This window comes from Paracoccus luteus (assembly GCF_004522155.1).
GTDB classification, from domain to species: domain Bacteria; phylum Pseudomonadota; class Alphaproteobacteria; order Rhodobacterales; family Rhodobacteraceae; genus Paracoccus; species Paracoccus luteus.
The window spans coordinates 16,526-37,417 of record NZ_SDEA01000008.1; the positions used below are offsets into that span (position 1 = coordinate 16,526).

Annotated in this window: 21 protein-coding genes; 16 read left to right on the plus strand and 5 right to left on the minus strand. The window is 69.1% G+C overall.

The annotated features are described in order from the left end of the window. Positions 1 to 89 precede the first annotated feature (89 nt). The 4 genes from purB to gap all read left to right on the plus strand — a co-directional run bounded on the left by purB (position 90) and on the right by gap (position 4,010). A complete protein-coding gene (gene purB, locus EPA64_RS10770) occupies positions 90 to 1,397 on the plus strand; it encodes an adenylosuccinate lyase (protein WP_134726361.1) in 1,308 nt (435 codons plus the stop codon). Between the two features lie 69 nt (positions 1,398 to 1,466). Next, positions 1,467 to 2,504, plus strand: coding sequence for a flagellar motor switch protein FliG (locus EPA64_RS10775; RefSeq protein WP_134726362.1), 1,038 nt, complete (start codon positions 1,467 to 1,469; stop codon positions 2,502 to 2,504). A gap of 147 nt (positions 2,505 to 2,651) precedes the next feature. Further along, complete coding sequence (locus EPA64_RS16320) at positions 2,652 to 2,795, plus strand: hypothetical protein (RefSeq protein ID WP_167626653.1); 144 nt, start codon at positions 2,652 to 2,654, stop codon at positions 2,793 to 2,795. 192 nt (positions 2,796 to 2,987) lie between these two features. Continuing rightward, entirely contained in the window at positions 2,988 to 4,010 is a 1,023-nt protein-coding gene (gene gap, locus EPA64_RS10785) for a type I glyceraldehyde-3-phosphate dehydrogenase (protein WP_134726364.1), read from the plus strand. 49 nt (positions 4,011 to 4,059) lie between these two features. Here the strand turns inward: gap and EPA64_RS10790 are convergent, their stop codons facing one another. Further along, positions 4,060 to 4,365, minus strand: a complete 306-nt coding sequence (locus tag EPA64_RS10790) for an antibiotic ABC transporter (RefSeq protein ID WP_134726365.1) — start codon at positions 4,363 to 4,365, stop codon at positions 4,060 to 4,062. A gap of 151 nt (positions 4,366 to 4,516) precedes the next feature. On the opposite strand from EPA64_RS10790, the gene pyrC reads away from it, so the two are divergent. The 8 genes from pyrC (at position 4,517) to EPA64_RS10830 (ending at position 12,886) form a co-directional block, all read left to right on the plus strand. Continuing rightward, on the plus strand, positions 4,517 to 5,560 hold the full coding sequence (pyrC, locus tag EPA64_RS10795; RefSeq protein WP_134726366.1) for a dihydroorotase: 1,044 nt from the start codon (positions 4,517 to 4,519) through the stop codon (positions 5,558 to 5,560). After that, the gene (locus tag EPA64_RS10800) at positions 5,557 to 6,225 is read left to right on the plus strand and encodes an orotate phosphoribosyltransferase (protein ID WP_134726367.1); all 669 of its coding nucleotides are present in this window, start codon (positions 5,557 to 5,559) and stop codon (positions 6,223 to 6,225) included. The genes pyrC and EPA64_RS10800 overlap by 4 nt, the downstream gene beginning before the upstream one ends. A 142-nt stretch (positions 6,226 to 6,367) precedes the next feature. Beyond that, positions 6,368 to 7,858 (plus strand): replicative DNA helicase, encoded by a 1,491-nt coding sequence (locus EPA64_RS10805; RefSeq protein WP_134726368.1) that lies wholly within the window; start codon positions 6,368 to 6,370, stop codon positions 7,856 to 7,858. Then, on the plus strand, positions 7,849 to 8,205 hold the full coding sequence (locus EPA64_RS10810; protein ID WP_134726369.1) for a DMT family protein: 357 nt from the start codon (positions 7,849 to 7,851) through the stop codon (positions 8,203 to 8,205). Before EPA64_RS10805 ends, EPA64_RS10810 begins: the two co-directional genes overlap by 10 nt. Beyond that, positions 8,183 to 9,367: a multidrug effflux MFS transporter gene (locus EPA64_RS10815; protein ID WP_246026720.1), complete on the plus strand. Its 1,185-nt coding sequence runs from the start codon at positions 8,183 to 8,185 to the stop codon at positions 9,365 to 9,367. Before EPA64_RS10810 ends, EPA64_RS10815 begins: the two co-directional genes overlap by 23 nt. 142 nt (positions 9,368 to 9,509) lie before the next feature. Next, positions 9,510 to 10,907, plus strand: coding sequence for a helix-turn-helix domain-containing protein (locus EPA64_RS10820; RefSeq protein ID WP_134726370.1), 1,398 nt, complete (start codon positions 9,510 to 9,512; stop codon positions 10,905 to 10,907). Between the two features lie 217 nt (positions 10,908 to 11,124). Further along, positions 11,125 to 12,399, plus strand: a complete 1,275-nt coding sequence (locus tag EPA64_RS10825) for a DUF5930 domain-containing protein (protein WP_134726371.1) — start codon at positions 11,125 to 11,127, stop codon at positions 12,397 to 12,399. A 64-nt stretch (positions 12,400 to 12,463) separates the two neighbouring features. Next, positions 12,464 to 12,886 (plus strand): bactofilin family protein, encoded by a 423-nt coding sequence (locus tag EPA64_RS10830; protein WP_425467028.1) that lies wholly within the window; start codon positions 12,464 to 12,466, stop codon positions 12,884 to 12,886. A gap of 207 nt (positions 12,887 to 13,093) precedes the next feature. Here EPA64_RS10830 and EPA64_RS10835 read toward each other — a convergent pair whose 3' ends face one another. The 4 genes from EPA64_RS10835 to EPA64_RS10850 all read right to left on the minus strand — a co-directional run bounded on the left by EPA64_RS10835 (position 13,094) and on the right by EPA64_RS10850 (position 16,061). After that, positions 13,094 to 13,996: a DUF2189 domain-containing protein gene (locus EPA64_RS10835; protein ID WP_134726373.1), complete on the minus strand. Its 903-nt coding sequence runs from the start codon at positions 13,994 to 13,996 to the stop codon at positions 13,094 to 13,096. 56 nt (positions 13,997 to 14,052) lie between these two features. Then, complete coding sequence (gene coaD / locus EPA64_RS10840; protein WP_134726374.1) at positions 14,053 to 14,562, minus strand: pantetheine-phosphate adenylyltransferase; 510 nt, start codon at positions 14,560 to 14,562, stop codon at positions 14,053 to 14,055. A gap of 80 nt (positions 14,563 to 14,642) precedes the next feature. After that, the gene (locus EPA64_RS10845; RefSeq protein WP_134726375.1) at positions 14,643 to 15,083 is read right to left on the minus strand and encodes a CBS domain-containing protein; all 441 of its coding nucleotides are present in this window, start codon (positions 15,081 to 15,083) and stop codon (positions 14,643 to 14,645) included. A 57-nt stretch (positions 15,084 to 15,140) separates the two neighbouring features. Further along, the gene (locus tag EPA64_RS10850; protein ID WP_134726376.1) at positions 15,141 to 16,061 is read right to left on the minus strand and encodes a LysR family transcriptional regulator; all 921 of its coding nucleotides are present in this window, start codon (positions 16,059 to 16,061) and stop codon (positions 15,141 to 15,143) included. A 109-nt stretch (positions 16,062 to 16,170) separates the two neighbouring features. On the opposite strand from EPA64_RS10850, the gene EPA64_RS10855 reads away from it, so the two are divergent. The 4 genes from EPA64_RS10855 to mmsB all read left to right on the plus strand — a co-directional run bounded on the left by EPA64_RS10855 (position 16,171) and on the right by mmsB (position 20,843). Then, complete coding sequence (locus EPA64_RS10855; RefSeq protein WP_134726377.1) at positions 16,171 to 17,670, plus strand: CoA-acylating methylmalonate-semialdehyde dehydrogenase; 1,500 nt, start codon at positions 16,171 to 16,173, stop codon at positions 17,668 to 17,670. A 149-nt stretch (positions 17,671 to 17,819) separates the two neighbouring features. Continuing rightward, on the plus strand, positions 17,820 to 18,965 hold the full coding sequence (locus EPA64_RS10860; RefSeq protein ID WP_134726378.1) for an acyl-CoA dehydrogenase family protein: 1,146 nt from the start codon (positions 17,820 to 17,822) through the stop codon (positions 18,963 to 18,965). Then, a complete protein-coding gene (locus tag EPA64_RS10865) occupies positions 18,965 to 19,966 on the plus strand; it encodes an enoyl-CoA hydratase/isomerase family protein (RefSeq protein ID WP_134726379.1) in 1,002 nt (333 codons plus the stop codon). Before EPA64_RS10860 ends, EPA64_RS10865 begins: the two co-directional genes overlap by 1 nt. Before the next feature lies 1 nt (position 19,967). Continuing rightward, positions 19,968 to 20,843, plus strand: a complete 876-nt coding sequence (gene mmsB, locus EPA64_RS10870) for a 3-hydroxyisobutyrate dehydrogenase (protein ID WP_134726380.1) — start codon at positions 19,968 to 19,970, stop codon at positions 20,841 to 20,843. Positions 20,844 to 20,892: the final 49 nt, after the last annotated feature.

The following is a 20,892-nucleotide window of genomic DNA, read 5'->3' on the forward strand; positions in this document are numbered from 1 at the left end:
AAAGGATATTTCCGCAAGGAAGAACGGGCAGGTTGCGCCCGGCGGCCCTGCGGGACTAAGCGGGCATGAGTTCCTGCACGAGGCCCGCCATGATCCCCCGCTATTCCCGCCCCGAGATGGTCGCCATCTGGTCGCCCGAGACCAAGTTCCGCATCTGGTACGAGATCGAGGCCCATGCCTGCGACGCGCAGGCCGATCTGGGCGTGATCCCGCGCGAGAACGCCGAGGCGGTGTGGCGGGCGAAGGACGTGCAGTTCGACGTCGCCCGCATCGACGAGATCGAGGCGGTGACGAAACACGACGTCATCGCCTTTCTCACCCATCTGGCCGAACATGTGGGCGCCGATCAGGCGCGCTTTGTCCATCAGGGCATGACCAGTTCCGACGTGCTGGACACCACGCTGAACGTCCAGCTGGTGCGCGCCGCCGACATCCTGCTGGCCGACATGGACCGGGTGCTCGCCGCGCTGAAAACCCGCGCGTTCGAGCACAAGGACACCGTCCGCATCGGCCGCAGCCACGGCATCCACGCGGAACCCACCACGATGGGCCTGACCTTTGCCCGCTTCCACGCGGAAATGGCGCGCGGCCGCGAACGGCTGGAACGCGCCCGCGATGAGGTCGCGACCGGCGCGATCTCGGGCGCGGTCGGCACCTTCGCCAACATCGATCCGGCGGTCGAGGAGCATGTCTGCGCGAAACTGGGCCTGCGCCCCGAGCCGATCAGCACCCAGGTCATCCCCCGCGACCGCCACGCGATGTTCTTCGCCACGCTGGGCGTCATCGCCAGCTCGATCGAGAATATCGCCATCGAGATCCGCCACATGCAGCGGACCGAGGTGCTGGAGGCGGAGGAGTATTTCTCGCCCGGCCAGAAGGGCAGTTCCGCGATGCCCCACAAGCGCAACCCGGTGCTGACGGAAAACCTGACCGGCCTTGCGCGGCTTGTCCGCATGGCCGTCATCCCGGCGATGGAGAACGTGGCGCTGTGGCATGAACGCGACATCAGCCACTCCAGCGTGGAACGCGCCATCGGCCCGGACGCCACGATCACGCTGGATTTCGCGCTGAACCGGCTGGCGGGGGTGATCGAAAAGCTGGTCGTCTATCCCGACAACATGCTGGCCAACATGAACAAGTTCAAGGGCTTGGTCATGTCCCAGCGGGTGCTGCTGGCGCTGACGCAGGCCGGAGTCAGCCGTGAGGACGCTTACCGCCTGGTCCAGCGCAACGCCATGAAAGTCTGGGAACAGGGCGCCGATTTCCGCGAGGAACTGCTGGCCGACGCCGAGGTGACGGCCGCGCTGTCGCCCGCCGAGATCGAGGAGAAGTTCGACCTTGGCTATCACACCAAGCATGTCGACACGATCTTCCGCCGAGTTTTCGGCGAAAGCTGAGCCGCTGTTCACGGTTCGTTAGCGGGCCGGCGCGATACTGCCCCCACGACGCGCGATTCGGGGGCGATCATGTTCATGGCGGGACCGGGGCTGACGCCCCGGCAAAAGGCGGCGATCGTCGTGCGGCTGATGGTGGCGGACGGGGCGGACATGGCGCTATCCTCGCTGCCGCCCGACATGCAGGCGCTGCTGGCGCAGGAAATGGCGACGATGCAGGTCGTGGACCGCGCGACCTGCGATGCGGTCCTGAACGAGTTCTGCGACAATCTGGAACGCGTCGGCGTGACCTTCCCGCGCTCGATCGACGGGGCGCTGGATTTCCTGGGCTCGCATCTGTCGCCCGACACGACGAACCGCCTGCGCCGGATGGCGGCGCTGAACGGATCGGGCGACCCGTGGGACCGCATCGCCGCCCTGCCGCCGCCGCAACTGGCCGCGCTGTCGCGGTCCGAGGCCGTCGAGATCGCGGCGGTGATGCTGTCGCGCCTGCCCGTCGCCCGCGCGTCCGAGGTGTTCGCCCTGCTGGACCCCGGACTGGGCCGCCGGATCGCGCTGGCCATGTCGCAGACCGGCGGGATCGAGGCGCCGGCCCTGCGCCGCATCGGGCTGGCCCTGATGCACGCCATCGACGCCCTGCCGCAGCCGGCGATCGATGCCCAGCCGGTGGAAAAGGTGGGCGCGCTGCTGAACTTTGCCCCCGCCACGACCCGCGACAGCGTGCTGGCGGGGCTGGACCAGGACGACGCCGAGTTTGCCGGCAAGGTCCGCAAGGCGATCTTCACCTGGGCCAACATTCCCCGCCGCATCGACCCCCGCGACATCCCCCGCGTGCTGCGCGAGGTGGACGCGACGGTCGTGTCCAAGGCGATGGCGGGGTCGCGCGGCGACAATGCCGCCACGGTCGATTTCCTGCTCTCCGGCCTCAGTTCCCGCCTGGCCGAAAGCATGCGCGAGGAGATGGCGGGGCTTGGCAGGGTGTCGGGCAAGGATGCCGAGGATGCCATGAACGAGGTCGTGGCGACGATCCGCCGGATGGAGGCGGCGGGCGAGCTGTTCCTGATCGTCGAGGCCGAGGAGGACGAGATCACCATCGCCACGGCGCAATGACGCCGGGACGGGCGCGCCTTGCGTGGCCGACGATGCCCCGCAAAGCCTGCCGCCGGCTTGCCCCCCAAGGGCGCGGGGGCTAAGGCCGGCGGCAGTGGCGGCGCGGTCGGACCGGGCGGCTCGCCCGCGCTGGTGGAAGGGGACGGCATGACGAACGGCATCGCGATTGTGCTGGCGACCCTCGTGGCCGGGGTGTTCCTGCTGGACGCGACCGTCCTGCACCTGGGCCTGCCGATCCTGATCGGCAAGCAGTTCGCCTCGCTGGTCGAATGGGCCAGCTTCTGGCGCTGACCCCGATCGGCTGAGGCCGGCGCGCCGGTGCCGCGATGGATCGGCGCCGGCCGCCCCCGTCGCCACCTTGCGCCAGCCGCACGCCCCGCACCCCGCCGCCGCCCGCGCTTTCCCCCTCCCTTCCTCGGCTGATTGCAATCCGCCGCCGTTTTCGGCATGGAACCCGCGGATAACCAGCGGTTGGAGGTTTTCATGGCTGTAAAGGTGGCAATCAACGGTTTCGGCCGGATCGGGCGCAACGTGCTGCGGGCGATTGTCGAATCCGGGCGGACCGATATCGAGGTGGTGGCGATCAACGACCTGGGTCCGGTCGAGACGAACGCCCATCTGCTGCGCTATGACAGCGTGCACGGCCGCTTTCCGGCGCAGGTGACGACCACCGCCGACAGCATCGACGTGGGCCGCGGCCCGATCCGCGTCACCGCCGAACGCGACCCGGCCAAGCTGCCGTGGGGCGACGTGGACGTCGCGATGGAATGCACCGGCATCTTCACCGACGGGGCCAAGGCCGCGATCCACCTGCAGAACGGGTCCAGGCGGGTGCTGGTCTCGGCGCCGGTGTCGGGCGAATGGTCCACGGATCGCGCGCTGAAGACCGTCGTCTATGGCGTCAATCACGACACGCTGGAATCGGAAGACCACGTCGTGTCGAACGCGTCCTGCACGACGAACTGCCTGTCGCCGGTGGCCAAGGTGCTGAACGACACGATCGGCATCGCCAAGGGTTTCATGACCACGATCCACAGCTATACCGGCGACCAGCCGACGCTGGACACGATGCACAAGGATTTGTATCGCGCCCGCGCCGCGGCGCTGTCGATGATCCCGACCTCGACCGGGGCGGCCAAGGCGGTCGGGCTGGTGCTGCCAGAGCTGAAGGGCAGGCTGGACGGCGTGGCGATCCGCGTGCCGACGCCGAACGTGTCGGTCGTGGACCTGACGTTCGAGGCGGCCCGCGACACCTCGGTCGAGGAGATCCAGGCCGCGATCCGCGCTGCCGCCGACGCCGGGCCGCTGCAGGGCATCCTGGGCTATACCGAGGAAAGCCTGGTCTCGATCGACTTCAACCACGACCCGCGCAGCTCGATCTTCCACATGGACCAGACCAAGGTCATGGGCGGCCGGATGTGCCGCATCCTGACCTGGTATGACAACGAGTGGGGCTTCTCGAACCGCATGTCCGACACGGCCGTCGTCATGGGCAAGCTGATCTGAACCGACCCAGCCACAGGCCCGGCGCCTTGCCGGGCCTGTTCGGCGCCCTTCAGGCCGAGCGGCTGAGCCTGCGGGCGTTGACCCGGGTGCGGCGGCCATAAGGCTTCAGCGCCGCCGCCAGCACCTCGTCCGCGCGCGACCCCAGCGCCGCCGACCGGAACGCCGCGCCAAAGGATTCCCGCGCCGCGTCGCCCTTTTCCACGACCATGCGCAGATTCTCGCCCTGGCGCTGCGGCATCATCCCCATCATCCCGGCCATCCGCACGCCCATGACGTACTGCGCCTCGCACGTCATTCGCATGACATCGCCCCACAGCTTCATCGAGGCGGCGGGGTCACACAGCATGTTGTTCATTCCTTCGTCCCTTTCGCAGTTCTGCTGCGATGCAGAGCCATGTGCTGCACCCGCGGGCCGGGGAATGGCAACCCCTGCCTTGGGCTGGATACGGCCCCGGTTCGACGGGTCCGCGCTGGCTAACGTCCAAGGGCTGCTATAGATGCATCTGATGACCAAAAAGTTGACGATCGCGCGCCCCGACGACTTTCACCTGCACCTGCGCGACCAGAAAATGCTGGCCGCGGTGGCCCCCTGGTCGGCCCGGCTGGGCCGCGCCATCATCATGCCGAACCTTGTGCCGCCGGTCGTCACAGGGGCGCAGGCCGCGGCCTATCGCGACCGCATCACCGCCGCCCTGCCCGCGAATGCGATGTTGCGTCCGCTGATGACGCTGTATCTGACCGAAACGACCGACCCCGCCGATGTCGTGGCCGCCCATGCCGCCGGCATCATCGCCGCCGTCAAGCTGTATCCGGCGGGCGCGACCACGAACTCGGACAGCGGCGTGCGCGATTTCGACCGCGTCCGCCCGGTGTTCGAGGCGATGGCCGAGGCCCGCATCCCGCTGTGCGTCCACGGCGAGGTGACGGACCCTGCGGTGGACATCTTCGACCGCGAGGCGGTGTTCATCGACCGCGTGCTGGACCCGGTGCGGCGGGCCACGCCGGGACTGCGGGTCATCATGGAACACATCACCACGCGGGACGGCGTCGATTACGTCCAGGCGGGCGGCGACATCGGCGGCACGATCACCGCCCATCACCTGGTCATCAACCGCAACCACATCCTGGCGGGCGGCATCCGGCCGCATTATTACTGCCTGCCGGTCGCCAAGCGGGAAACCCACCGGCTGGCGCTGGTTCAGGCCGCGACCGGGGGCGACGCGCGGTTCTTTGCCGGGACCGACAGCGCCCCCCACCCCGACCACGCGAAGGAAAGCGCCTGCGGCTGCGCGGGCTGTTTCACCGCGCCGAACTGGCTGGAAATCTGCGCCCATGTGTTCGAGCAGGCGGGCGCGCTGGACCGGCTGGAGGGCTTCACCAGCCTGAACGGCGCCGCGTTCTATGGCCTGCCTGCGAACAGCGACAGCATCACCCTGACCCGCCGCGACGAACCCGCGACCTGGCCCCCTCGCATCGATGCGGGCGGCGAGACGGTCACGGTTTTCGACCCCGGCTTTCCCATCCACTGGCACGTCGAGGATGCCGCATGACCCTGACCTTCCCGACCGCCGACGAAATCGCCCGCCTGACGGCACGGATGCTGCTGGAAATCAAGGCGGTGCATTTCTCGGCCGATCCGTTCACCTATGCCTCGGGGCTGAAGGGGCCGACCTATATCGACTGCCGCAAGCTGATCTCATATCCCCGCATCCGGGGCACGCTGATGGATTTCATGGCCGCGACCGTCTGCCGCGACGCGGGGTTCGAGGCGTTCGACAACATCGCGGGCGGCGAGACGGCGGGCATCCCATTCGCCGCGATGGTGGCCGAACGCCTGGGCCTGCCGATGACCTATGTGCGCAAGAAACCCAAGGGCTACGGCCGCAACGCCCGGATCGAAGGGGCGATGACCGAGGGCCAGCGCGTCCTGCTGGTCGAGGATCTGACCACCGACGGCGGGTCCAAGCTGTCCTTCGTCGATGCCATCCGCGAGACGGGGGCCACCTGCGCGCATACGGCGGTGATCTTCTATTACGGCATCTTCCCCGAAACGACGCAGCGTCTGGCTGACCACGGTGTCGCGCTGCATCACCTGTGCAGCTGGTGGGACGTGCTGGCCGAGGCCAAGGCGCAAGGGTCGTTCGACAGCGCGACCATCGCCGAAGTCGAGGCTTTCCTGAACGATCCCCGCGGCTGGCAGGCGGCGCATCCCTGATTATCCACAGCCTGTCCACAGCTTTGCCGGGCGGCGTTCCACCGCGCCGCCCCCAGCAAAAAGCACCGCATCCGGCGGTGGGTCGTGGACCCGTGCGGCCCGGCATGAGATAACCCGCCGCATCTGATTCAAGGACATCGCGATGACCGAACTCCGCGCGCTCGAACGCCGGCCGGCGGCGGCAGAGGACATGGATACCCCCGCCGTCCCTTTCTCGATCGAGGCCGAACAGCAGCTGCTGGGCGCGCTGCTGACCAACAACGACGTGTTCGACAGCGTCACGCGGCTGATCCGGGGCGAGCATTTCTATGACCCGGTGCATCGCCGCATCTTTGACCTGTGCGCCGAGCGCATCACCCGCAACGCGCTGGCCAGCCCGGTGACGATCAAGGCGTTCATGGAACATGACGCCGGGCTGAAGGAACTGGGCGGTCCGGCCTATCTGGCGCGGCTGGCGGGGGCGGCGGTGTCGTCCTATGCGGCGCGCGACTATGCCCGGATGATCCGCGAGTTCGCCATGCGGCGCGAACTGATCACGCTGGGCCACGACATCGCCGCGCGCGCGGCCACCGTCGCCATCGACGACGACGCCGAGGAACAGATCAAGGTCGCCGAGCAGACGCTGTACAAGCTGGGCGAGCAGGGCGTCGCGGAACGCGGATTCCAGTCGTTCCTGCAGGCCGTCACCGGCGCGGTTCAGGCCGCCAACGCCGCCTATGCGCGTGACGGCGGGCTGTCAGGCATCTCGACCGGTCTCGTCGATCTGGACGCCAAGCTGGGCGGGCTGAACAAGTCCGACCTGCTGATCCTGGCCGGGCGTCCGTCGATGGGGAAAACCTCGCTGGCCACCAACATCGCCTTTAACGTCGCCAAGGCGCACCGGATGGGCGACCTGCCCGACGGCAGCCGCGGCACCGTCGATGGCGGCGTGGTCGGGTTCTTTTCGCTGGAAATGTCCTCCGAACAGCTGGCCGCCCGCATCCTGTCCGAGGCGTCCGAGGTGCCCAGCGAGATGATCCGCCGCGGCGACATGAGCGAGGAGGAGTTCCGCCGCTTTGTCCAGGCCGCCAACGATTTGCAGAACTGCCCGCTGTATATCGACGACACCCCCGCGCTGCCGATCAACCAGCTGGCCGCCCGCGCCCGCAAGCTGAAACGGACGATGGGCCTGGACGTGCTGATCGTGGACTATCTGCAACTGCTGCGCGCCGCGTCGGCCAAGGACAGCCGCGTGAACGAGGTGTCCGAGATCACCCAAGGCCTCAAGGCCGTGGCCAAGGAACTGAACATCCCCGTCATCGCCCTGTCGCAGCTGTCCCGCCAGGTCGAGAACCGCGAGGACAAGCGCCCGCAGTTGTCCGACCTGCGCGAATCCGGGTCCATCGAGCAGGACGCCGACATCGTGATGTTCGTCTATCGCGAGGAATACTACGAGGAACGCAAGAAGCCGGGCGACCACGAGCTGGACAAGATGGCCGAGTGGCAGAGCCGGATGGAGCAGGCCCACGGCAAGGCCGAGGTCATCATCGGCAAGCAGCGCCACGGCCCCATCGGCACCGTCGAGCTGAGCTTCGAGGGCCGCTTTACCCGGTTTGGCAACCTTGTGCGCCATCACGTGCAGCAATGGGGCTGAGCCTGCCGGTTCCGGTCGTCACCGTCGGGCTGCTGGTCCTGTCGAACCTGTTCATGACGCTGGCGTGGTATGGCCATCTGCGGTTCAAGGCCGCGCCGCTGGTGCTGGTCATCGCGGTCAGCTGGCTAATCGCGCTGCCGGAATACGCCCTGCAGGTGCCCGCCAACCGCGCCGGCCACGGGCATTTCAGCGCCGCCCAGCTGAAAACCATTCAGGAAGTCATCAGCCTGACCGTCTTTGCCGGGTTTTCATGGCTTTATCTTGGTGAAAAGCTGGGCTGGCAACATGGCGTGGGCTTCGCGCTGATCTGTGCGGGGGCTTGGTTTGTCTTTCACGACTGGGGCTAGGACGCCGCCGCACATCCTGACGCTGGTCGCGCTGGGGGGTCTGGGCGCGCTGTCGATGAACGTGTTCCTGCCCTCGCTGCCCGGCATGGCGCGGGATTTCGGCGTCGATTACGGTCTGATGCAGCTGTCGGTGTCGGCCTATCTGGCGGGCGCTGCTGTGGTGCAGCTGCTGGCCGGGCCGATCAGCGACCGTTTCGGCCGCCGGCCGGTGATGCTGGGGGCGCTGGCGATCTTTCTTGTGTCCAGCGTCGGCACCTGGGCCGCGCCGACCGCCGGCTGGTTCCTGTTCTTTCGCATGATCCAGTCGGCCATCGCCACGGGCATGGTGCTGTCGCGCGCGGTCGTGCGCGACATGGTCGCGGGCGACGCGGCCGCCAGCCGCATCGGCTATGTCACGATGGGGATGTCGGTCATCCCCATGCTGGCCCCGGTCCTGGGCGGCATCCTGGACGAGGCGTTCGGCTGGCGGGCCAATTTCTCGATGCTGGCGATTGCCGGGGCCGCGGTCATGGCGCTGGCGTGGGCCGACATGGGCGAGACCGCGCGCGGCGGCGGCCTGCCGATGGCCGCGCAGATCCGCAACTATCCGGCGCTGGCGCGGTCGGGGCGGTTCTGGGGCTATGCCGCGGCGGCGACGCTCGCCTCGGGGGCGTTCTTCGCCTATCTGGGCGGCGCGCCCTTTGTCGGCGAGACGGTGTTCCACCTGCGCCCGGCCGAGGTCGGATACTGGTTCGCCGCGCCGTCCATCGGCTATCTGGCCGGGAACTTCATCTCGGGGCGCTGGTCGATGAAGATCGGCATGAACCGGATGATCCTGTGGGGCGCGATCCTGACCGTGGCGGCGCTGGCCGTCGCGCTGACGGCCGATCTGGCCGGGCTGCACCACCCGCTGATGTTCTTCGGCGCCGTCGCCGTCACGGGTCTCGGCAACGGCATGGTCCTGCCCAACGCCAACGCCGGCATGATGAGCGTGCGCCCCGAACTCGCCGGCACCGCCAGCGGTCTGGGGGGCGCGATGGCGGTGGCGGGGGGCGCCGCGCTGGCGGCGCTGGCCGGGGCGCTGCTGGTGCCGGGCGCGGGGGCCGCGCCGCTGCTGGTCATCATGCTGCTGTCGGCGGTGGGGTCGCTGGCGGGCGTGCTGGCCCTGATGCAGGCGCGTTAACCGGATCTTTGCGGCTTTGCTCCAGGGTCGGGGCATGAGCCGCCGATTCGCCCTGACCCTGTTGCTGACCTGCGTCCTTTGCGCGCTTGCAATGGCGGCTTTGCAAACGCTATCCCCGGCCCTGGCAGCCAATGGACCCGCGATGGCCACCCACAAGATCTATGCCGGCGCGGCGCTGCGCGAAACGCGCAGCCGCCACGGCCTGACGCAGCGGCTGTTCGCCGACCGGCTGGGCGTCTCGCTGCCCTATCTCAGCCAGATGGAAAACAACCACCGGCCAGTGTCGGCCGGGGTGCTGCTGCGGCTGGCGTCAGAGTTCGCGGTGGACGTCGGCGCGATGGCGGCGGGCGACGCCGACCGCATGGTGCTGGACATGGCCGAGGCGCTGGCGGACCCCCTGTTCGACGCGCCGACGCCGCTGGCCGACCTGCGGCTGGCCGCGTCCAACACGCCGTCGCTGGCCCGCGCCTTTCTGGACCTGTATCGCGCCCACCGCGAGGGGCAGGACCGCCTTGCCGCGCTGGACGAGGCGCTGGGGGCCACCGGCCAGAACGCCCTGACCTCTCCGTGGGAGGAGGTGCGCGACTTTTTCCATTACTGCGACAACTATATCGACGCGGTGGACCGTGCCGCGGAACGCTTTGCCTGCCCCGACGGCAAGCGCGCCGACCCGATGGCCCGCGCGCTGGCCGCGCTGTCGTCGCGCGGAATCACGGTCGACCGCGCCGAACTGCCGCCGGGCGCGGTGTTTCGCCGCGACGGCAACCGGCTGACCCTGAACGTATCCGCCGAACACGCCAGCCAGGTGTTCCAGCTGCTGAACCTTGTCGCGCGCGAGACCCGCGGCGACCTGCTGGACGCGACGCTGGACCTGGGACGGTTCCGCAGCCAGGCCGCCCGCGACATCGCGCGGGTGGGGCTGGCCAATTCCTTTGCCGGGGCGGCGCTGCTGCCCTATCGCGCGTTCCTTGCCGCGGCGCGGGCGGAACGCCACGACCTGGAACGGCTGGCGCATCTGTTCGGCGCGTCGCTGGAACAGGTCGCGCACCGGCTGTCCACCCTGCAGCGCCCCGGCGAAAAGGGCGTGCCGTTCTTTTTCGTCCGCGTCGATCAGGCCGGCACGATCACCAAGCGCCATTCCGCCACGCGGCTGCAGTTCGCGCGCTTTGGCGGGGCCTGCCCGCTGTGGAACGTCCACCAGGCGTTCCAGACGCCGGGCCGGTTCCTGCGCCAGCTGGCCCAGACGCCCGACGGCGTGCGCTATCTGTGCCTCTCGCGCGAGGTGGCCAAGCCCGCGGGGCAGTTCCGCGCGCCCATCCGCCGCTTTGCCATCTGCCTGGGGTGCGAGATCACCCACGCCCGCGACATGGTCTATGCCGACGGGCTGGACCCGGGGAATCCGCACTCCTATGAACAGATCGGGATTTCGTGCCGCATCTGCCCGCGCGCCGATTGCCACCAACGGTCCGTGCCGCCCATCGACCGCGACATCGTGGTGCCCCGCGACCGGCAGGGGCCGCTGCCCTATGCCATCGGCTGACCGGATGCGCGGCAATGCGGCGCGAGGTCGCGGGTTCCCGCCGGCCGGCAGGTTTCTGCCAGCCGCGGCGGGGTTCCGCCGACACCACCCCCGAAAAGGATCAGCCATGTTGCAGGACGGCCACGCTTTCCCGTAACCACCCCGTGACTTTGCCGGGTTTCGTCCCCGGTTTCCCCAGGAATGGAGAACCCCAGTGCCGCGCCATCTTGCGAACCGCATGTCCTCCGTTTCCGGGCAATCCGCGCCGGAACAGCGCCCCGGCGCCCGCCCCGCCCGGTTGCGGTCCGGCACGCGCGCGCTGGCGTGGGTCGGCGGCGGGCTGGTGCTGGGCTGGACCGTCATCGCCAGCTCGATCCTGGCGATCGACGCGGCCGGCCTGGGATCGTCGCGCGATCAGGCGCAATCCTCTCAGGCCGCGTTCGAGCAGCGGCTGGCGGAACTGTCGGCCGAACGCGACGCCCGCGCGGCCGAGGCCGCGGCGGCGCAGCACCGGTTCGGCGTGGCGCTGGCCCAGGTGTCGCAAATGCAGTCGCAGCTGCTGACCTCGGAAGAACGCCGGCGCGAGCTGGAATCGGGCATCGGCGCGATCCAGGCCTCGCTGCACGACGCGATGGCCGACCGCGACGCGGCGCAGCGCCAGCTGGCCCTGACCGAGGAAACCGTCGCCACCGAAACCCTGCCCCAGGCCGAGCGCGCGCAGGAGTTTTCCGTCGCGCTGGACATCCTGTCGGGCGAGCTGCAGTCCGCCGCCGCCGAACGCACCGCGGCGCAGGCCAAGGCCGCCGAGGCGCAGCGCACCGCCCAGGCGCTGGCCGTCGAACGCGACGCCATCGTCGCCCGCAACGAGGAAATCTTCGCCCAGCTCGAGGATGCGGTCGAGATGTCGGTCAAGCCGCTGGACGACATGTTCCGCAAGGTCGGCATCGACGGCGACAAGCTGCTGGCGACCGTGCGCGAGGGCTATTCCGGCCAGGGCGGTCCGCTGACGCCGATGGGCTATTCATCGCGCGGGAACGCCGCCATCTCGGAATCCGAGGCGCGGGCGAACGAGGTCATGGTCTCGCTGGGCGACGTCAACAAATACCGCATCGCCGTCAGCAAGCTGCCGCTGGCGATGCCGGTGAAATCGGCCTTCCGCTATTCGTCGGATTTCGGCCGCCGCTGGGGCCGCGCGCACGAGGGGATCGACATGGCCGGCCCCGTCGGCACGCCGATCTATTCGACCGGCGACGGCGTCGTGACCTATGCCGGCTGGCAGCGCGGCTATGGCAATCTGATCAAGATCCAGCACGCTTTGGGCACCGAAACCCGCTATGGCCACCTGTCCAAAATCGGGGTCAAGGTCGGGCAAAAGGTGTCGCGCAACAGCCTGATCGGTGCTATGGGCAACACCGGCAGATCGACCGGCCCGCATCTGCACTATGAAGTGCGGGTCAAAGGTCGCGCCGTCGATCCCATGAGCTTCATCAAGGCCGCACAGAATGTTTTCTAAGACCCGTGTCACCGAACCTGGCCCGCGCAGCCCCAGCCCAGAGACCGATCTGAACCGCCCCGCAATGGACCACCACTATGACCACCCCCCGCAACAGCAGCTGCGCACCCGGTCGGGTCCGTCGGTCCTGTCGTCCGACCTGACCGTCAAGGGCAACATCACCACCCAGGGCGACGCCCAGATCGAGGGCACGGTCGAGGGCGACATCCGCGCCCACCAGCTGACCGTCGGTGAAAGCGCGACGATCCGCGGCGAGATCGTGGCCGACGAGATCATCGTGAACGGCCGCGTCGTGGGCCGCGTCCGCGGCCTCAAGGTGCGCCTGTCGGCCACCGCGCGGGTCGAGGGCGACATCGTCCACAAAACCATCGCCATTGAATCCGGCGCGCATTTCGAAGGATCGGTCCAGCGCCAGGAAGACCCGCTGGGCAATGGCGTGACCCCCAAGCTGGCGCCGCCCAGCCCGGCCGCGCCCAAGACCGAGTGATCGCGCCGCCCCGGCAGCTCGCGCGGCGTCCCACCGGGGCGCCGTTCTGGTTTTCTTAGGGCCGCAGCGGCGCATGGCTCGGGTTTTCAGGGCATCCCGCCGGAACTCTGTTCCGGCCTTCGGGACGCCCCACCGGCAGGGACCGGCCATCCCGCTTGCAAAACATTGCGCGCTGCCTTGTGACCGCCCGCGCGGGTGCGGCCCGCCTCAGTCCCAGTCGGGGATCAGGCGGCGATACATGTGCCAGCTTGCGTGGCCCAGCACCGGCAGCGCGACGAACAGCCCCAGAAACAGCGGCGTGATGGCCGCGAACAGCAGCAGCGCCACCACGACCGCCCAGGCCAGCGCCACGGCAAGGTTCGCCGCGACCGCGCCGACGCTGGCGATGATGGCGCTGATGAAATCGACCTCGCGGTCGAGGATCAGCGGCAGCCCGGCGACAGTCATCGCAAACAGCACCGCCGCAAAGCCCGCGCCGATCGCCGTGCCGACCGCCAGCATCGCCAGCCCCCGCCCCTGCAACAGCAGTTCGGGGGACGAGGTGATGTTGGTCAGCGCCTGCACCCCCATGAACAGCGCGAAGATCGTGTGCGCCACGAACACCCAGAACATGAACATCAGCAGGATCACCATCGCCATCGACGGCACCTGCCGGTCCTTTTGCCCGAAGACGACGCCCATGACGGACAGCCAGTCCAGCGCCTCGCCGGCCTCGATCCGGCGGCTGACCTCGTAGAGGCCGACGGCGGCGAAGGGGGCGATCAGCGGAAAGCCCACGACAAAGGGGATCAGCCACCATTCCTGCCCGGCGGCGAGCGCGACCGCCGACAGCACCAGCCCGCCCGCGACGTAAAAGGCCGAGAAGAACAGCCCGAACCCCGGCGCGCGGCGGAAATCGCGCCAGCCGTCGCGCAGCGCGCCGCCGATGGCGTCAAAGCCGATCAGCGCGGGGGGCGGAATCTCGTCGGCCGCCCTGTGGCCCGCCCCGTGACCCGCCCGGTGGGCCGGCCCATCGCCCGGTCCGGGGTCGGGCATCGGGTCGGGCAACGGCGGGCGGGTCGGGTCGGGCAGCGGATGCGGACGCGGCACCGGGTCGGCGGGATGGGTCATCGCTGTCTCTCCTGTGGTGGCCGTGTGTCCCTGGCCGCGCCCGCCTGTGGCCGGCCTCAGCCTTGCGCGCCCGGCTGGGCGTAACGGTCGCGCAGCGCCGCGTTCACCGCCGGCGTCACGAACTTGGACACGTCGCCGCCCAGCCGGGCGATTTCCTTGACCAGCTTGGACGCGATGGCCTGCCGGCGGGCGTCGGCCATCAGGAACACGGTTTCCACGCTGGAATCCAGCGCCCGGTTCATGCCGACCATCTGGAACTCGTATTCGAAATCCGCCACCGCCCGCAGGCCGCGCACGATGATGCCCGCGTTGACGTCGCGGGCGGCGTCGATGAGCAGATTCTCGAACGGGTGGACGACGATCTCGCCCCCGGTTTTCTGCACGATGGCCTGGCATTCCGCCTCGACCATCGCGACGCGCTGTTCCAGGGTAAAGGTCGGGCCCTTGTCGCGGTTGATCGCCACGCCGATCACCAGCCGGTCCACCAGCGCCATCGCCCGCTGGATGATGTCCACATGTCCCAGCGTGACCGGGTCAAAGGTGCCAGGGTATAGGCCGATGCGCATGGGCGGCTCCGTTCACGGCGATGTCATACGGAAAGCCGGAAACCGCGCGATTGGCAAGCGCCGCGCGGCCGCAAATCCGGTCAGTTGCCCATGATCATGCCGGTCAGCGCCTCTTTCTCGGCCGAAAGCTCTTTCAGCCGGGCCGAGACCGCGTCGCCGATGGACACCACGCCCAGCATCTGCCCGTGGTCGTCCACCACCGGCAGGTGGCGGAACCGGCCGTCGGTCATGCGCTGCAGCACGGTCAGCGCGTCCTCGGCGCAGACGCAGGTGGACACCTTGCGGGTCATCATCTCGCTGACCTTGCGGCCCATCACCTCGGCGCCCGACCGGCCCAGTTCGCGCACGATGTCGCGTTCCGACAGGATGCCGTCCGGGGTCTTGCCGTCGGTCGAGACGACCACCGCGCCGATCCGGCGTTCCGCCAGCAGCCGCACGGCGTCGGCGACAAAGCTGTCGGGCGTCACCGTCACCAGTGTCTCGGGGCCGGTCTTCATCGCGAGAATCTGTTTGACGATCATCTGCCATTCCCCCAATCGCATCCGTTCCCGCCAGCGTTGCCGCGGCGCGGGCCAGCGTCAAGTGCGACCATCGCCGGGCGGCGGATCGGTCGCACCCGCCAGCAGCTCCAGCCGCGCGACCTCGCGCCGGATGCCCGCGGCCACGGCGTCGGCCAGCCGGGTCAGGCGGTCCGACCGGCGGTCGTCGGCGTGGCGGATCAGCCAGAACGACCGGGTCAGCGCGATGTCGCGGGCCAGCACGCGCCGGACGCCGGGCGCGAAGGGGATGGCGAAATCATGCACGATCCCCAGTCCCGCCCCGGCGCGGATCGCCTGCATCTGGACGCTGACCGAGTTCGAGGACAGCACCGCGCGGTCGGCGCCCGTCTCGGTCAGATAGTCCAGTTCGCGGTCAAAGATCATGTCGGCGATATAGCCGATCATCCGGTGCCCCTTCAGGTCGGAAGGCGACCGGATCGGCGGGTGCCCGGCCAGGTAATCGGCGTGCCCGGCCAGGTGCAGGTGATAGTCGGTGATCCTTTGCACCGCGGCCCGGCCGGTGTCGGGCCGGCTGACGGCGACGGCCATGTCGGCCTCGCGCCGCGACAGGTTGAACACGCGGGGCAGCGCGACGATCTGGATGTCCAGCCCCGGATGATCGGCGACCATCTGCGCGCAGATTTGCGGCAGGACATAGTTGGCGCAGCCGTCCGGCGCGCCGATCCGCAGCTGGCCGGTCAGCCCGGCGGTGCCCGGGCCCTCGGCGGCGGCGGCGGCGGCGGCCTCGGCCGCCTCGGCGTGGGGGATCAGCGCGGCGCCGTCGGCGGTCGCGGCATAGCCCTGCGGCGTCTTGGCGAACAGCACCCGCCCCAGCGCGGTTTCCAGCCGCGCCACCCGCCGCCCCACGGTCGACGCGTCCATCCCCAGCCGGCGGCCCGCGCGGGACAGCGATTCCTCGCGCGCGACGGCCAGAAAGACGCGCAGATCGTCCCAGTCCACGCGGCCCCCCTTTGCATTTCCGCAAAACGCTTTGGCGGCATCGTCGCTTTATTCCGCGTATTCGCAAGACTAGATTGCCCGCAACATGGGCCCAAGCGGAGGAATCGCGATGCGTCAGGTAAACCACTGGATCGACGGCAAGGAAGCGGCGGGCACGTCGGGCCGCACCGCCGACGTCTATAACCCCGCCACCGGCGAGGTGCAGGCCAAGGTCGCGCTGGCCAGCAAGGCCGACATGGACGCGGCCATCGCCCGCGCCGCCGAGGCGCAGGTGAAATGGGGCGCGACCAACCCCCAGCGCCGCGCCCGGGTGATGATGAAGATGGTCGACCTGATCAACCGCGACATGGACAAGATGGCCGAGGTGCTGTCGTCCGAACACGGCAAGACCTTTCCCGACGCCAAGGGCGACATCCAGCGCGGGCTTGAGGTCATCGAGTTTTCGGTCGGCGCGCCCCACCAGCTGAAGGGCGAGTTCATCGACGCCGCCGGCCCCGGCATCGACATGTATTCGATGCGCCAGCCGCTGGGCGTCGTGGCCGCGATCACGCCGTTCAACTTTCCGGCAATGATCCCGCTGTGGAAACTGGGCCCGGCGCTGGCATCGGGCAACGCCGTGATCCTGAAGCCGTCCGAGCGTGACCCGACCGTCCCCAACATGCTGGCCGCGCTGTTCCAGGAGGCCGGGCTGCCCGACGGTGTGCTGCAGGTCGTGCACGGCGACAAGGAGGCCGTGGACGCGATCCTCGACTCCGAGGTCATCCAGGCCGTGGGTTTCGTCGGCTCGACCCCCATCGCGCAGTATATCTATGAACGCGCGGCGGCGACCGGCAAGCGGGCGCAGTGCTTTGGCGGCGCCAAGAACCACATGATCATCATGCCCGACGCCGACCTGGACCAGGCCGCCGACGCGCTGGTCGGCGCCGGTTTCGGCGCGGCGGGCGAACGCTGCATGGCGATTTCGGTCGCCGTTCCGGTGGGCGAAAAGACCGCCGACGCGCTGATCGAAAAGCTGGTGCCGCGCATCGAAAAGCTGAAGGTCGGGCCGTGGACCGCGGGCAACGACGTGGACTATGGCCCCGTGGTGACCAAGGCCGCGCGGGAAAACATCCTGCGGCTGGTGGAAACCGGCGTCGAGCAGGGGGCCGAGCTGGTCGTCGATGGCCGCGACTTTGCCCTGCAGGGATACGAGGACGGGTTCTTCGTCGGCCCGCATCTGTTCGACCGCGTGACGCCCGACATGGACATCTACAAGACCGAGATCTTCGGCCCGGTCCTGTCCACCGTCCGCGCCGCGTCCTATGAGGACGCGCTGAAGCTGGCGATGGACAACGAATACGGCAACGGCACGGCGATCTTTACCCGCGACGGCGACACCGCCCGCGACTTTGCCAGCCGCGTCAACGTGGGCATGATCGGCGTCAACGTCCCGATCCCGGTGCCGCTGGCCTATTTCACCTTTGGCGGGTGGAAAAAATCGGGCTTCGGCGACCTGAACCAGCACGGGCCGGACGCCTTCCGGTTCTATACCCGCACCAAGACCGTGACCTCGCGCTGGCCGTCGGGGATCAAGGAAGGCGCGGCCTTCAACTTCAAGGCGATGGACTGACATCACCGCAAGGACCGGGGGCCAGCCCCCGGACCCCCGGAGTTTCAGGCCAAGAAGAAGGGGCGTGGCCGGGCGCCCCTTTCGCTGCAACAGTGATGCAACACTGACCGGATAGCCCCGACACCGACCGCCACGCGAAGGGAGAGCGCATGGATTTCGCCTTGTCCGAGGAACAGCAGGCCATCTTCGACATGGCCCGCGATTTCGGCCAGTCCGAGATCGCGCCCCATTCCCACGAATGGGAAGCCGCCGGCACGATCCCCAAGGCGCTGTGGCCCAAGGCCGCCGCGCTGGGGTTCGGCGGCCTTTATGTGTCCGAGGAATACGGCGGCTCCGGCCTGACCCGGCTGGACGCGACCTTGGTGTTCGAGGCGCTGGCGATGGCCGATCCCGCCGTAGGGTCGTTCCTGTCCATCCACAACATGTGCGGCGGCATGATCGACAAGTTCGGCAAGCCCGAGGACAAGGCCCGCTGGCTGCCCGACCTGTGCAGCATGGACAAGGTGTTTTCCTATTGCCTGACCGAACCCGGCAGCGGATCGGACGCCGCCGCCCTGCGCACGCGGGCCGAGCGCACGAACGAGGGCTGGCGGCTGAACGGCACCAAGGCCTTCATCTCGGGCGGGGGCTATTCCGACGCCTATGTCTGCATGGTCCGCACCGGCGAGGACGGGCCCAAGGGCATTTCCACCGTCGTGGTCGAGGAGGGCGCGCCGGGCCTGTCGTTCGGGGCGCTGGAACGCAAGATGGGCTGGCAGGCGCAGCCCACGACGCAGGTCCAGTTCGACGACTGCGCCATCCCCGCCGACAACCTGCTGGGCGAGGAAGGCCGCGGTTTCACCTATGCGATGGCCGGTCTGGACGGCGGGCGGCTGAACATCGCGGCCGGCGCGCTGGGCGGCGCGCAGGGGGCGCTGGACCGCACGCTGGCCTATATGGGCGAGCGCCGGGCATTCGGCAAAACGCTGGACCAGTTCCAGGCGCTGCAGTTCAGGCTGGCCGAGATGGAGGTCGCGCTGCAGTCCGCCCGCGTCTTCCTGCGGCAGGCCGCGTGGAAGCTGGACAACAAGACACCGGACGCGACAAAGTTCTGCGCGATGGCCAAGATGTATGTCACCGACCGCGCGTTCGACGTCGCCAACCAGTGCCTGCAGCTGCACGGCGGCTATGGCTATCTGGCGGATTACGGCGTCGAAAAGATCGTCCGCGACCTGCGCGTCCACCAGATCCTCGAAGGCACGAACGAGATCATGCGCCTGATCGTCAGCCGCGCCCTGCTGGCGGAACGCGCGTGATGGCCGATCTGTCGATCCGCACCGACCGCCGCGCCGGCCGCATCACCCTGACCCGGCCCGGCGCGCTGAACGCGCTGAGCCACGACATGGCCAACGATATCAAGGCCGCGCTGGACGGCTGGCGCGACGATCCCGCCGTGGCGCTGGTCATCATCGACGCCGAGGGCGACCGCGCCTTTTGCGCCGGGGGCGACATTGCCGCCGTCTATCACGGCGGGCGCGCGGGCGATCACGGCATCGGCCAACGGTTCTTTGCCGACGAATACCGCATGAACGCCTCCATCGCGGATTACCCCAAGCCGGTCGTCGCCTTCATGCAGGGCTTCGTGATGGGCGGTGGCGTCGGCATCGGCGGCCACGCCAGCCACCGCGTCGTCGGCGACAGCACCCAGATGGCGATGCCGGAATCGGGCATCGGGCTGATCCCCGACGTGGGCGGCACCTGGCTTTTGTCGCGCGCGCCGGGCCGGATCGGCGAATATCTGGGCCTGACCGGCGCGCGGATGGGCGCGGGCGACGCGATCCACGCGGGTTTCGGCAATCTGTATCTGCCGGAATCGGAATGGCCGGCGGCCAAGGACCGGCTGGCCGAAACCGGCGACGTCAGCGTGCTGAAGGGGCGGACCCCGCCCCCGGCCGCGCTGGAAGATCGCGACCTGTCGGCGTTCGGCGGCCGCAGCGTGGCCGAGATCATGGCGGCGCTGCAGGCGGCCGGCGACGACGAGGCGCTGAAGCCGATGCGCCGGAACTCGCCCCTGTCGATGGCGGCGACGCTGGCGATGGTGCGGGCGGCGCGCGGCGACCAGCGGATGCAGGACAGCCTGTCGCGCGAATACCGCTTTACCCACCGCGCCACCGCCGATTCGGATTTCGTCGAGGGCGTGCGCGCCCAGATCATCGACAAGGACCGCAACCCGGCCTGGTCGCGCCCCGCCGACCCCGCGGCGGTCGATGCGATGCTGGCGACGCTGGGCGACGCCGAACTGAACTGGGAGGATTGAGATGCAGATCGGGTTCATCGGACTGGGCAACATGGGCGCGCCGATGGCGCTGAACCTGCTGCGCGCGGGGCACGAGGTCCGGGGCTTTGACGTGTCGGGCACCGTCCCGGACGGCATCATCGCGGCCGCCAGCGCGGCCGACGCCGCCCGCGGCGCGGATGTCGTCGTCACCATGCTGCCCAACGGCCAGATCCTGCGCACCGTCGCGGCCGAGGTCATTGCCGTCATGCGCCCCGGCGCGGTGCTGTGCGACTGTTCGACCGTGGACGTCGAAAGCGCCCGCGCGGTCGCCGCTGATGCCGCAGCGGCGCGGCTGGGGGCGCTGGATGCGCCGGTGTCGGGCGGCATCGGGGGCGCGGCCGCGGGCACACTGACCTTTATGGTGGGCGGGCCGGACGACGCCTTTGCGACCGTGCGCCCGCTGTTCGACGTGATGGGCCAGAAGGCCGTGCATTGCGGCGCCGCGGGCGCGGGGCAGGCCGCCAAGATCTGCAACAACATGATCCTGGGCGCGACCATGATCGCCACCTGCGAGGCGTTCGCGCTGGCCGACAAGCTGGGGCTGGACCGGGCGCGGATGTTCGACGTGGTGTCCACCTCATCAGGCTACAGCTGGTCGTTGAACGCCTATTGCCCGGCGCCGGGGGTGGGGCCGACCTCGCCCGCCGACAACGGCTATAAGCCCGGATTTGCGGCGGAACTGATGCTGAAGGATCTGCGGCTGTCCCAGCAGGCGGCCGAGGCGGTCGATGCCGACACGCCGATGGGCCAGCTTGCGACGCGGCTTTACACCGATTTCGTCGAGACCGAAGGCGGGCGCGGCCGGGATTTTTCCGCAATGCTGCCGCGGCTTGCAGCGCGCGGCCGGCAGGGCTGAGGGGCGGGTCCGCCCCGGCTCGCGGTCTTTTGCGGTGTCGCCGGGAAAC

Excerpts from the sequence above, each read along its gene's own strand:
- pyrC (WP_134726366.1), top strand. The coding sequence starts at position 4,517 with ATGACCAAAAAGTTGACGATCGCGCGCCCCGACGACTTTCACCTGCAC.
- EPA64_RS10810 (WP_134726369.1), top strand. The coding sequence starts at position 7,849 with ATGGGGCTGAGCCTGCCGGTTCCGGTCGTCACCGTCGGGCTGCTGGTC.
- EPA64_RS10845 (WP_134726375.1), bottom strand. The coding sequence starts at position 15,083 with ATGATCGTCAAACAGATTCTCGCGATGAAGACCGGCCCCGAGACACTG.
- EPA64_RS10830 (WP_425467028.1), top strand. The coding sequence starts at position 12,464 with ATGGACCACCACTATGACCACCCCCCGCAACAGCAGCTGCGCACCCGG.
- EPA64_RS10825 (WP_134726371.1), top strand. The coding sequence starts at position 11,125 with ATGTCCTCCGTTTCCGGGCAATCCGCGCCGGAACAGCGCCCCGGCGCC.
- EPA64_RS10820 (WP_134726370.1), top strand. The coding sequence starts at position 9,510 with ATGGCCACCCACAAGATCTATGCCGGCGCGGCGCTGCGCGAAACGCGC.
- EPA64_RS10835 (WP_134726373.1), bottom strand. The coding sequence starts at position 13,996 with ATGACCCATCCCGCCGACCCGGTGCCGCGTCCGCATCCGCTGCCCGAC.
- EPA64_RS10790 (WP_134726365.1), bottom strand. The coding sequence starts at position 4,365 with ATGAACAACATGCTGTGTGACCCCGCCGCCTCGATGAAGCTGTGGGGC.
- EPA64_RS10800 (WP_134726367.1), top strand. The coding sequence starts at position 5,557 with ATGACCCTGACCTTCCCGACCGCCGACGAAATCGCCCGCCTGACGGCA.
- EPA64_RS10805 (WP_134726368.1), top strand. The coding sequence starts at position 6,368 with ATGACCGAACTCCGCGCGCTCGAACGCCGGCCGGCGGCGGCAGAGGAC.
- EPA64_RS10855 (WP_134726377.1), top strand. The coding sequence starts at position 16,171 with ATGCGTCAGGTAAACCACTGGATCGACGGCAAGGAAGCGGCGGGCACG.
- EPA64_RS10865 (WP_134726379.1), top strand. The coding sequence starts at position 18,965 with ATGGCCGATCTGTCGATCCGCACCGACCGCCGCGCCGGCCGCATCACC.
- mmsB (WP_134726380.1), top strand. The coding sequence starts at position 19,968 with ATGCAGATCGGGTTCATCGGACTGGGCAACATGGGCGCGCCGATGGCG.
- EPA64_RS10860 (WP_134726378.1), top strand. The coding sequence starts at position 17,820 with ATGGATTTCGCCTTGTCCGAGGAACAGCAGGCCATCTTCGACATGGCC.
- coaD (WP_134726374.1), bottom strand. The coding sequence starts at position 14,562 with ATGCGCATCGGCCTATACCCTGGCACCTTTGACCCGGTCACGCTGGGA.
- gap (WP_134726364.1), top strand. The coding sequence starts at position 2,988 with ATGGCTGTAAAGGTGGCAATCAACGGTTTCGGCCGGATCGGGCGCAAC.
- EPA64_RS16320 (WP_167626653.1), top strand. The coding sequence starts at position 2,652 with ATGACGAACGGCATCGCGATTGTGCTGGCGACCCTCGTGGCCGGGGTG.
- purB (WP_134726361.1), top strand. The coding sequence starts at position 90 with ATGATCCCCCGCTATTCCCGCCCCGAGATGGTCGCCATCTGGTCGCCC.
- EPA64_RS10775 (WP_134726362.1), top strand. The coding sequence starts at position 1,467 with ATGTTCATGGCGGGACCGGGGCTGACGCCCCGGCAAAAGGCGGCGATC.